Source organism: Bacillus sp. FJAT-29790 (genome assembly GCF_019039215.1).
Classification (GTDB): Bacteria; Bacillota; Bacilli; order Bacillales; family Cytobacillaceae; genus Cytobacillus.
Genome location: NZ_JAHNZZ010000001.1, coordinates 1,583,567 through 1,595,352 on the forward strand (window position 1 = coordinate 1,583,567; position 11,786 = coordinate 1,595,352).

At 37.0% G+C, this 11,786-nt stretch carries 10 protein-coding genes and 3 pseudogenes; 3 read left to right on the forward strand and 10 right to left on the reverse strand.

Translation table 11 applies throughout. The features are described 5' to 3' along the window. Window positions 1–311: 311 nt before the first annotated feature. Window positions 312–758: a hypothetical protein gene (locus tag BGM26_RS07370; protein ID WP_254119117.1), complete on the reverse strand. Its 447-nt coding sequence runs from the start codon at window positions 756–758 to the stop codon at window positions 312–314. Window positions 759–1,068: 310 nt separating this feature from the next. On the opposite strand from BGM26_RS07370, the gene BGM26_RS21660 reads away from it, so the two are divergent. Continuing rightward, window positions 1,069–1,197 (forward strand): 4-hydroxyphenylacetate 3-hydroxylase C-terminal domain-containing protein, encoded by a 129-nt coding sequence (locus BGM26_RS21660; protein WP_483297798.1) that lies wholly within the window; start codon window positions 1,069–1,071, stop codon window positions 1,195–1,197. Window positions 1,198–1,360: 163 nt separating this feature from the next. On the opposite strand, the pseudogene BGM26_RS07380 reads toward BGM26_RS21660, so the two are convergent. Both BGM26_RS07380 and BGM26_RS07385 read right to left on the reverse strand, forming a co-directional pair. Next, a pseudogene (locus BGM26_RS07380) lies at window positions 1,361–1,456 on the reverse strand (IS3 family transposase); the annotation flags it as partial. Between the two features lie 494 nt (window positions 1,457–1,950). Beyond that, on the reverse strand, window positions 1,951–2,853 hold the full coding sequence (locus tag BGM26_RS07385; protein WP_217039126.1) for an EamA family transporter: 903 nt from the start codon (window positions 2,851–2,853) through the stop codon (window positions 1,951–1,953). Between the two features lie 402 nt (window positions 2,854–3,255). Here BGM26_RS07385 and BGM26_RS07390 point away from each other — a divergent pair, with 402 nt between their 5' ends. Continuing rightward, a complete protein-coding gene (locus tag BGM26_RS07390) occupies window positions 3,256–4,191 on the forward strand; it encodes a hypothetical protein (protein WP_217039127.1) in 936 nt (311 codons plus the stop codon). Between the two features lie 210 nt (window positions 4,192–4,401). Here the strand turns inward: BGM26_RS07390 and BGM26_RS07395 are convergent, their stop codons facing one another. The 7 genes and pseudogenes from BGM26_RS07395 to BGM26_RS07420 form a co-directional block, all read right to left on the reverse strand. Beyond that, window positions 4,402–5,361 carry a D-2-hydroxyacid dehydrogenase gene (locus tag BGM26_RS07395; RefSeq protein ID WP_217039128.1) on the reverse strand — a complete coding sequence of 320 codons (960 nt, stop codon included), beginning with the start codon at window positions 5,359–5,361 and terminating at the stop codon, window positions 4,402–4,404. Between the two features lie 840 nt (window positions 5,362–6,201). Further along, a complete protein-coding gene (locus BGM26_RS07400; protein ID WP_217039129.1) occupies window positions 6,202–7,368 on the reverse strand; it encodes a DUF4317 domain-containing protein in 1,167 nt (388 codons plus the stop codon). Between the two features lie 195 nt (window positions 7,369–7,563). Beyond that, window positions 7,564–7,974, reverse strand: a complete 411-nt coding sequence (locus BGM26_RS07405) for a DUF4181 domain-containing protein (RefSeq protein WP_217039130.1) — start codon at window positions 7,972–7,974, stop codon at window positions 7,564–7,566. Between the two features lie 175 nt (window positions 7,975–8,149). Continuing rightward, complete coding sequence (locus BGM26_RS07410) at window positions 8,150–8,593, reverse strand: hypothetical protein (protein WP_217039131.1); 444 nt, start codon at window positions 8,591–8,593, stop codon at window positions 8,150–8,152. 30 nt (window positions 8,594–8,623) lie between these two features. Beyond that, window positions 8,624–8,746: pseudogene (locus BGM26_RS07415) on the reverse strand (IS1595 family transposase); the annotation flags it as partial. 25 nt (window positions 8,747–8,771) lie between these two features. Beyond that, a pseudogene (locus tag BGM26_RS21915) lies at window positions 8,772–8,864 on the reverse strand (transposase-like zinc-binding domain-containing protein); the annotation flags it as partial. A 227-nt stretch (window positions 8,865–9,091) separates the two neighbouring features. After that, entirely contained in the window at window positions 9,092–10,594 is a 1,503-nt protein-coding gene (locus tag BGM26_RS07420) for a malate:quinone oxidoreductase (RefSeq protein WP_217039133.1), read from the reverse strand. 589 nt (window positions 10,595–11,183) lie between these two features. Between BGM26_RS07420 and BGM26_RS07425 the strand changes: the two genes are divergently transcribed. After that, window positions 11,184–11,627 (forward strand): hypothetical protein, encoded by a 444-nt coding sequence (locus BGM26_RS07425; protein ID WP_217039135.1) that lies wholly within the window; start codon window positions 11,184–11,186, stop codon window positions 11,625–11,627. Window positions 11,628–11,786 lie beyond the last annotated feature (159 nt).

The window sequence follows — 11,786 nt, forward strand, 5'->3', positions numbered from 1 at the left end:
CAACAACATGTAAGAAAAACTAAAAGCTTATCCAAATTTGTGCGAAGAAATGGGGATCAAAGATATTAGTGGCGCTCAATTAAGTCGCCGAATTAATGACATTTAGCGACGAGGAGGCTCCTCGACCGCCCGCGATCGCTAAGTCCTGCAACGAAAATCAACAGCTACGTTTAACATAGCCAAAACAAAAAAAGACGGTGCTTTATTTTAAAGCAGCACGTCTGATAGCTGAATAATAAACAAGGAATTTTTCTATGAATGCTGACCTAATAAAGCAGAACATTTAGCGAGGAAATTAATATTAATATGCTCTAAAATGCCCTTTGACTTCCATATAGGAGATCCGATGTTAAAAAGGCTCCGACAGGCGGAAGGGCACCCGTGCTTATTGGAGGTCCAATAAGTGCTCTATCAGTTGTAGCAATCCAAGTTCCGCTATCTCCTGCCTGCAATGAAGTGGATTTCAAAACAAACCGTCCATTTATTATTAAGTGACGAACTTTAATTGTTGCGTCATCAAAAATATCTAATTTACCAGAAAACGATGCATAAGGTGATTCAAACCTTAGTTGTTTAGCATGTTCGTCCCAGTATCCATTGATAGGAACCGGTTCCCCTCGAAAATTGGCAGTACCTATTACCGTGTTGCCTGAAACTGAGTTGATAGTAAGTACCCCCCTTAAAATCGGTCTTCCTGCAATTTCAGTGCTAAGTCCCCACCTTGACGGAAAGGGCAAACTAACAGATACATTTTGCAAAATTATTCCTCCTTTTGTGTTATATAGGAAAAGTATATGCAGTGTTATAAAAATTGGAGATTGACAAGAACAAAATACACAAGATCTTTAGCTGAAACTATATATGATTAAGTGTAGTTAAAAAAATATTTAAGAAGGAAGTTTGGCTATTTGCGTAGCAGGTTGACAGTAACATCTTTCCATTTATCCCCGCTTCAGCGAAATATCCAATGCTTTCCTTATCCGCTGAAAAAAACTTTAGTTAGGATATAAGGGCTAATTTAGACAAGTATCTTCAAGGAGCAATAAGAACGCTTAGAATCGGGATAAAATTTTCCGTTTGACATGGGGTCTTCCAATGAGTTCATTTGGTACAAAACTAAGCCATTATGAAAGATACTTTTTCGGTGACACTATTCGATTAGCAAGTGTTTTATATAAAAACTATCTAAAAAGATAAACATGTTAAAAAAATTAGCAAATTATAAATCTAAAATTTGATTGTAACTGATCCAATTTTCCAGTTACATTAATCTCCAGTCAAATATCCACAAACCTTTACGCTTTCAACAAAAAACAGGGTATCTACACTTGATGTGACCCCAAAAAGTTAGAGTTTTATATTAAGCAGCTAATTGGCTGGTATGGAGACGGTATTGAACCGGACTCATGCCTGCCAATTTTTGCTTTATACGTTTGTTATTATAAAAAAAAATAAATCCATGTTGGTAATGCTATCCCTATCAATATAACATGGTGTTTTCGGTAAGGGGAACCGTATCATAAGTAAATGAGGTTTTTAAATACAGTCGTAAATCACTTTCAACAATAAAAGCTATTTGTTTTTGATTTGATCTAGGCACAGTATTATCAGCGAATAATTAACCGTTTCGCGCCACTTAACCAAAAAGGTAAAGAAAATCGATTAACGTAGCGGTTACCTGTGCTAAGAAATTATCGTAGTTTCTAGTATCGAACCACAAGGCCCAATTGTTACCAACACGTCCAAACTCGGACCGAAGAATAAGGAATTGGTTCGGAAAGAAGAAGTATGTTAGAGGTGCGATAAGTAGCAACAACCTGAAGGTTTTATTGTGGTCATATTCTTATAAAACTAGGATTGGGGTCTTTTCCCCAATCCTAATTTTTTCCTTTTAAATAAAACAGTATCATAATTTAACACAAAGTTATTTTAATAAAAGCATCCAAAACTCTACCCCTTAATATGCTGCCTAACTCTAAAAAGACTACTCCCAAGTTCGTTTAATGCAATCGCTGCTAATATAATAGCCGTGCCTAACCACTGAAGCGGAGTTATCGCTTCTGACAAAATAATGTTGGCTGATAAGATGGCGATCGGTAATTCAATGGATGTTAATATATTGGCGATTCCACCTGAAACCAATGGTGCACCCACTGCAAAAAATAGTGGGGGAATAACAGCTCCAAATAGCGAAACACCGACGGCAGTCTTTAATAAGTTTGCCTCCAATGGCAGTACAGTTGGAATATCACGCATGAATACGACTAGTACTAAGATAGTTGATCCTGTTGCCATCAAAGAGGTCCGAGTCCATGGATCCACATTTACAGCGACCTTTCCGCTAAAAAAAATAAATCCGGCATAGGTGAATGCAGCTAGAATTCCAAAAAGGAAACCTTTAAAAGGCAGCCCCTGTATGTCGCCATTTAATATATTGGAAGCAAAAAAGACCCCGATCAAAATTAAAATGATGGACAATACGGTTACAGGCGCAGGTTTTATTTTGCTGAAAATCCATTCTAAAATAATTCCTATCCAAACGAATTGAAACATTAAAATGATAGCCAATGAGGCCGGCAGATATTGCATCGCCCCATAATAAAAAATACTTGTTAACCCGACAAAACAACCGGTTATCATAATTTGAGGAACATTCTTCTTATTAAGCCCTTTAAAGCTGGGGCGTTTAATTAGAGTGAAAGACCATAATAAAAATGAGGAAATAATCATTTGAACGATATTAATTTGGCCAAGTGAGTAGCCGTAGCTAAACCCCAATTTAGCAAATATCGGTGTAAAACCAAAACATCCAGCACCTAATAATACAAATAAAATACCTTTATTTAATTTCATTATAAAACCTCCCTGCGCTCAAAACTACCGAACTATTATATCATAAATAGGAGATTGCCTGTTCCTAGTCATTCTTTTGAGAGAGAGGTTCTATAACTAGATTTTATTGGATTTTCATTGTTCCCTTATTTGTATTAAACGAACTATCATTTATTAATAATATTTAAAAGTGATATTAAAAAGGAATATCGCACAGTTTTATCCGAAAAATCGGGCTTGTTATATCAAAGCTGTTTTTCTCCTTATACTCCGAATAGTTCAGATAAAATTCAAACAATTGGAGGCATGAGCTTTACCTCTGAAAATGAGTGTAATCTAGCATAAGGATTGCTTTTGTAACAAAATGGCATTTCCTATCGTCTAATTGGTGAAACTGAACAAAAAGTCTAGGAGGAACATCATTTGAATAAAACATTTACCATCGCAGGTACGCTCCTTTTGAGTATGTCCCTATTTGGCTGTTCAAGCACGACCAACACCTCTCCAGAGCAACCGTCTGAGCAGGCATCCAAAAAACCAAAGGAGCAGCCGCAGGAAGCTGTTCAATCCGATAAGGAACTCGTGACTAAGATTGCTGAGGAATTTGGCAAAAAGCTGCAAGTGGTATCGCTGCTAGCGCCGAAAGAGGATCTGAAGAAGAATATGACAGACCAGTATGGGGGCCTCATTGCGGCGCCCTTATTGGAAAATTGGATCAATAACCCGTCAAGCGCTCCAGGACGCTTGACGTCAAGCCCATGGCCGGACCGGATCGAGATTCTTTCTGTTGAGAAGGTCACGGATGCATCTTATAAGATAAATGGAGAAATTATCGAGATCACAAGTGTGGAGAAGGAAAATGGAGGCTTTGCGGCCAAACAGCCAATAGGTCTTACCGTCGAAAAGATTAATAATGACTGGCTCATCACCGATGTAACGCTAGGCGAGTACGCGTCCAATGGCATTCAGTATAAAAATACAGAATATGGGTTTGAAATTTCCTTACGAGAAAGCTGGAAGGATTATAAAATTTTAACCGATAAGTGGGAAGGCATGTCACCGCAAAGCAGTAAGGCAGTTGAAGCGGGTCCTCTAATTTCCATCAGGCATCCGCATTGGACGGTGCAGAACCCGCACCAGGATATCCCGGTTATGGTGTTCACCCATGAGCAGTGGGGTGCGATGCAGAAAGAGAAATTCCACATCGGTGCCGCACCAATGAATCCTAAAGAGCTAGGACGCAACGCGGATTACGTCTTTGCCCTGCCAGCAAGGTATAACTATGCGTTCCCGACCGGGTATGAAGAAGTTGAGGAGATATTAAATAGCGGGGCTTTTAAGATCAGTGAAGAGAAATAACAAATCACTCCTTTAATAGAATTTATTTAAGAATCTATTCTATGACACTCCTGAAACTCATGTCATCAAAAACAACAACCTTCTAAAAACAGCCTTATCTTAATATGTTCCAAGGTTTATTATTAATAACTCTTCTTGTTCTTCGTAAACATGAAACAAAACATACACGTTAAAAAAGGAGCATCCCCGATGATGCTCCTTTTAACTGTTTTAATAGCCACGTTTCCGATCTACCAGCCCGTGTAATGGCTGTTCATTTAAGAATCGTTTTAAATTTTCAACAAAAAAGTTGCTCACTCCGTCTGCGGTGCTTGGTCCTGATAGATGTGAAGTGACGTACACATTTGGCATCGACCAGATGACATGTTCTTTAGGCAATGGTTCTATCTCAAATACATCGAGGACCGCCGCCTGAAGATGGCCTGATTGCATGACAGATATTAATTCCTCTTCGGCAATCAATGCTCCGCGGCCAACATTAATCAGACAGGCATTCGGTTTCATTGCTAAAAGAAGGTTCCTGTTAATGATTTGATATGTGGCATCGGTTAAAGGAAGAGTTATGACCAAATAATCAAGATCTTTAACAAATTCACCCCATTGATCTGAAGCAAAGTGACAATCCACTAATTGAGCTTTTTCCCCACTAAAGCTTAATCCCTGCACATTCATATCAAATGCTCGAGCTTTTCTTACAATCTCAGCTCCGATTGATCCAAGACCGGCCACCCCGATCGTTTTACCCGCTAGAGATTCAGAAATGAAAGGATCCCAGCGCTGTTCCTTTTGCGATTGTCTCATACGGGAACCGTCTTTCACTATGTCCAAGAGAAACGTAAATACATATTCAGATATATAACCTCCGAACTGATTAACAATTCGGGTTAGTGTTATGCTTTTAGGTATCGAATGGTCTGCAATCAAATCATCGACTCCCGCTCCCATCGACTGAAACCAGCGAACAGATGAAGCAATTGGTGTATTTAGTAACTGGGTAGGAAATTTCCATCCCAAAATAACTTCAGTACCAGGTAAATATCTTTCCACTTCCTCCAAAGTTGCCGCTGCCCTTACCGATGTAAACCCATAATCGCGGATACATTTAGCATAAGCTTTAGCTTCTGTCTGCTCGGGACTAAACACAAGAATATTAGGCTCGGATGCACTCATTGAACTACTCTCCTTTTTGATATGTAATTTCGATCGAATAATTAAAGTTGTCGGTTTCTTTTTAATAAATATGAAGCTCAATCTTCGTCATAAATAATTTATCGATATAATTCTTCATAGTTTATTCGTCATCGAAAGGCCAAAAACCTTTTTCTGCTATCTGCATCGCTAGTTAAAGAAAGTATCTTTATGTAAATACTTATATAAAAAATAATACAAACAAAAACCTCACCAATATGAAAAAGCCACCAAATATGGCAGCTAGTTGTTCACTCTTTGCATCTGCTAGTTGAAGAAGAACTATATTTACTCTACTAGAATCGAAACTGCACTATAAATCAATAACAAAGCCATAACCATATTAAAATGATCTCGATACTTTGTGAGGAATCTCTGAAACAAATAAAAGCATATTAGCCCCCTTCTAAGATGTAATTAAATATGATCATCTAATAACCGACTCAAGTGACAATTGACATTTCTAAAGCGTTTCCCAGTAAAAATGTCCGTCTTTGAAGGAATAACGGACATTTCCAAGGCGATTACCAATGTAATTGTCCGTCTTTGAAGGAATAACGGACATTTCTTAGGCGATTACCCATGAAAATGTCCGTCTTTGAAGGAATAACGGACATTTCTTAGGCGACTACCTATGAAAATGTCCGTCTTTGAAGAAATAACGGACATTTCTTAGGCGATTACCTATGAAAATGTCCGTCTTTGAAGGAATAACGGACATTTCTTAGGCGTGTCCAAGTGGAAATGTCCGTTTTGGAATTGATAACGGACATTTCAAAGCCATTTTCAAGTAGAAACGTCCCTTATAAAGATGGAATCCCCTCAGCCCAGAAACGTTTCCGGAATCAATTTAAACCCTTCAATGACAGTATCTTCATCAACCTCAATTAATAAACAGCGCTTGCCATTGACGGTAACCTGTCTGACATATTTTAAATCTTGGGGGCTAATCGCAATATTCGCTACTTTCGTGTTAATTTTAATCGATTTCGATGTATAATTTGGAACAATGCTGCTTGCTTTGAGCTCATACTTCTCGTCATCAATCACTTTTTGGAAGGCCATTTCTACTTTTTCGGTTTGAACTTCCTCCACTCCGCTTACCTTTAATACACGTTCCACATCTTTGTAATCCAATGTAGGAGCATCTTCCTCTTCTTCATCCATCATTCGGTTAATTTCTTCATATACATTGGAAAGGGTGGAAGCGTCTAGCTCGTCCCCTACTACCTCTTTTACAATTTCTTCGAATACCGCTTTATCTTCCTGTGCGGTCATAATCGCTTCACCGTTCAATACTTCCTCGATAAAATGAATATCCGGCTGATTAGGTTTCCCTGCTGAATAAAGGACGTGGTTCACATCTGCCGAATGATCCGTAAAACTAGGAAACAAAAAGCCCGCTACGGGAGATGTGAGATTAATAATAGAATCAACCACAATGCTGGACTTGAATTCCTTTTCAACATAATCAAATAATAATGTTCGTTTCGGCTGTTCCGATTGATTGATGCTGCAGAGAATAAATGGATGGGTATACACTTCATCCCTAACACTCACTTCAGATTCTTCACTACTTCTTTTCGTTGGTTTAAAATATTCTCCCCGAATAAAGGTAACAACCATATCGACTTCGTATTGAACGTCTTTAAACATTTTTTCAACAAGCAAAAGCATTTGCTCATTCCAACCTTCTGCATCTTCAGCTTGCAGCCCTTCGTGAAGAATAATCTGGCTGTGATCCACTACTTCACGCTGAAACTTTACATCAAATAATTTCACATCCATCTGACCAGTCAGCACCTTTTTAAAGTTAGCCATAAATAACTCTTGCTGCTCCTGGTCTAACATTGGAAACGGCTGGCTTTCCATATGATAAATATCGCTGCTTTCCTTCCTTATATAAACATTAAAAATGTCAGAAATCTTTAATAAATCATTATTTAGTTTAAATTGTTTCCGAATATTTGCTACGTCTTTTTTATTCATGGAAAAGTCTATCTCCTATCTAGTATTCGTCTTTCTTAATGTACATAATCCTACGCTCTGCTAAATACTTCAAACTTAAATCAATCGGATTTGTGTTCCCGCACATAAAAATATAGGAACCATAATAAATAGGGTTTCCTATATTTAAAATCAACTATCTCATTCATTAATTCAATAAAGATTCCCTTTTCGCATTTATATTAATCCAAAAAAATCAGTCTTAAACAGTGTAAAAAACAATATAAGAATAAATACTATTTGACTAATTGTTAATTTATAAGCATTCGGATTTTCTGCATACTTTCGCTCCATAACTGCTCTAATTGTTTCAGAAACAACAATAAAAATAAATATTATTAACCACGATTGTGAGAACTCAATCCAAGCCATAACATAACCCAACAAGAGAATGACTATGGTAATAATTCTGATTGTCCAATCAATTTTTTTATGTTTCTCATTAATATGGTTGTATGAAAAGAATTTATTTTTCTCCTTAATTTTTAACCACTTTCTCATTATTGTATTAAAAGCAATCAACAATATAAATACACTGGCTAATAACAATATTAAATTCATCCAAAAAGTAGGCTCTACACCATACATAAATTTCCCCTCCCATTTACATTTTGAATATGATACAAACCATTAATAACGTGTTTGCCATCGTCTGATTTTATCAGATAGCTGTGTTAATCTTTAATATTGATAAAATAATAATTTTTTTGGGAGGCTTTTATAATACAAAGTTTCCCAAGTCGTTTGAATGGCGTAATCTCTGCTAATTCCAATCATTGTAAGTGTAATACTTTTCTAGAGATATAGGTTTGTAATTTGGGCAGAAATCAAGTAAATTCCGTCTTCTTTTTTCAAGGGCTGTATTTGATGAAAAAATTTCACATACATCATTTTTATCTTTGATTTCAATATCTTTTAGACAGAACACTTCATTATCGTTATCACCATATGGACAGAAGTTACCGTATCTACACGATTGGCAGGAAGCTATTCTTATATTCTTCGGAAGCACTTTTTGTAGATTCTTAATAGCCAATTCCGTAACATCCGATGCCTTTGATATAAAACGTTGCCTTTCTAAATAAATTTCATAGTGGATATTTTTCAATTCGTCATCTTCTGATTGCTCATAAAATACTTTTGTAGGTATTACGGTAAGCATATCATCAATCAGATAATAAACTGACAATGTTTTTTCTATTAACAATAGTTGGTCATCTCCTTTCTATTATCTACTCTAAATACTGAATTTCGACAAACGTAAAGTATCATAGGTCCTGTCATATATAAATGAAGTGAGCAGAAATTCTTTTATATTGTGCTTAGTGCTTTCGTTGCTACGACTATCTAAGAATAAGAATTGTCGAGATACTTTGTAGCCACTACCGTTGTAAACCATTATATTTTCCAAATCGAACATCGTGTTCTGATGAACAATGAGGACACTCGAATCCTTCCTTGAAGCGAGTTTCCCTCATTTACTTAAGATACGGTTCCCCGATACCTCTCTAACTGCGAATTTAAAAAAGAACCTTCAATCCAAAGAAAGATCAAAGATTCTGCGTTTTATTTCCAATGATATTCTAGTATTTACTCAATTGCTTAAGTGAATTTTTTATTTTATCTCTGTTTTTTTCAATCTTTGCCTTTTCAATCTCTTCATAATAGAAACGATCCAATCCTTTTGGTTTCTGCATCCAAAGGATTAACTAAAGACCGGTTCTTTTTCACATAGACCGAGCGTCTGCGCTGTTGAAGTATGAATTTCGTGCAGGAGCTCTTGGCTTTCCATTAGTGACACGCCATAAGAAGGAATCATTTCTTTGATTTTCGGTTCCCACTCTTTCACATGTTGCGGGAAGCATTTATTGATAACCTCAAGCATAACTTGAACGGCAGTAGAAGCACCCGGAGATGCGCCTAGTAATGCTGCGATTGAGCCATCAGCAGCAGTAATCACTTCCGTACCAAATTGAAGCGTTCCTTTGCCTCCAGCTTCGGTATCTTTAATAACTTGTACACGTTGGCCCGCTACTACTAAATCCCAATCCTCAAGCTTAGCGTTGGGGATAAACTCACGTAACTCTTCCATGCGCTGTTCTTTCGATAACATAACTTGCTGAATGAGGTATTTTGTCAATGACATCTCTTTTGCGCCTGCCGCCAACATCGTTAAGACATTATTCTGTTTTACGGAAGTTACTAAATCGAACATTGAACCAGTTTTTAAGAACTTTGGTGAGAAGCCGGCAAATGGTCCAAATAGTAACGATTTTTTGTTGTCGATATATCTTGTGTCAAGATGCGGAACGGACATTGGCGGAGCACCAACCTTAGCTTTGCCGTATACTTTTGCATGATGCTGCGCTACAACATCCGGATTATTACACACCATAAATATTCCGCTTACCGGGAATCCGCCAATATGTTTTCCTTCAGGAATACCGGATTTTTGCAGTAAATGTAGGCTTCCTCCCCCGCCTCCGATAAAGACGAATTTCGCAGTATGGCGTTCGACAGTACCGCTAGCCGAATTCCGCACTTTCAATTCCCACAAGCCATCGCTAGTACGTTTAATATCACTAACACAATGGTTGTAGTTTATATCAACATTTTTACTCTCTAAGTGGTCAAATAACATGCGCGTTAAAGCACCAAAGTTGACATCAGTTCCAGAGTCGATTTTTGTTGCCGCTATAGGTTCATTCGATGCGCGGTCTTGGATCATAAGCGGAATCCATTCCATTAATTTTTCAGGATCATCGGAAAATTCCATCCCTTTGAATAGGGGATTATTTGAAAGCGCTTCAAATCGATTCTTTAAAAAGGTTACATTTTGTTCCCCTTGTACGAAACTCATATGAGGCAATGGCATAATAAAGTCCTGTGGATTTTGTATCAGCTTGCTGTTTACAAGATAAGACCAAAACTGCATTGAAACCTGAAACTGTTCATTAATTTTTATGGCTTTACTAATATCTACAGATCCATCCGGTTTTTCGACCGTGTAGTTAAGCTCGCACAATGCCGCATGCCCCGTTCCCGCATTATTCCATTCGTTAGAGCTTTCCTCTCCTGCGTTTGCGAGCTTCTCAAACACTGTAATTTCCCATTCCGGTGCTAATTCTTTCAAGAGTGTCCCTAATGTCGCACTCATGATTCCGGCGCCTATTAAAATAACGTCTGTTTTTGTTTCTCTGATGCTCATTTATATCAACCTTTTCTCCTGAAATTTGCAGAAAAGATGTAAGCGTCACACCAAGCTAAGGCGCGACCTAGTCACAAACCTTTCCTGTCTCTTAAAACCATATCAAAGTGTATTGCAATGAATATATAGATTCGAAATATCTACTATTATATGATAATTATAAATTATTTAAAAGCTGAAAAAAATGAGAAGTCCATCAATAAAGCCTAGTAACACACATAAGCCCCCGCCTTAACCGGCTTCTTGCTAGGGTTAAGGCGCCTCCTGAAATGATTATATGTTCCAAAAAGTATCTTTTACTATATTGTTATAATATAGTTCGTGTGAAGAAATCAACTTTAATTTAACTGCGCCATTAAGGTGTTGGTAATATATGAAAATCGTTCATCCCTCGTTGTTATTACCCAGCATGCTGTCTTTTATCCGCTTGGTAATTACGTTTTTTTGTGACCACCCAAGTAAACATTATCGACCAACTTCAGCGTTTTCTTTAGTCTGTTTTCTAAAAGATTGTTGTTTTTAGATTCATTTACAATATCCAAAATTTTCTGCTATGATAATATAAAATGGTAATTCATTGGAGGTACTTATGAAAAGAATAACGTTGTTACCTCTATTACTAATATTTACGATCTCTTCCACTGTTCAAGCATTATCTTGGGCTTATCCTTTTGTTGTTTGGAAAGGGAAGCTTTATGAAGTTAAACAAGAAATAATTATCAAAGATAGTGAGATTGGTAAAATCGTTGGGGAAGTAAAAACCAAACCTAATGATATGACTGGAAATTATTACGGAGATGCTTCAAACTATTACCCAAAAGGAACAAAATATTATGAAATAAAAGGGACATCAACTTCCACCTCAATTGCAATAAAAGAAGATAAACAGTGGGTAAATGCTGATTATGTCCACAAAGCACCTTTTCACATAATGAATGTAATCTCTAACTTCTATTTCATATCTGCTGTTATAATAATTGCACTTATTATAGTCGGAGTCTTATTCCGAACTAATAAGACTAAAAATCAATGATTATATAGAAACCAATTCATTTTCGACCTCTTTTTGAGGTCTTTTATTATACACTTCTTAGTGTTTCAACCGTTGTATAATTTGATTTTTGACACGATGAAATAAGCATTTGTCCCACCTGATCCGTTTCTATTTTTTACTAAGGCTGTTTTGCATAAA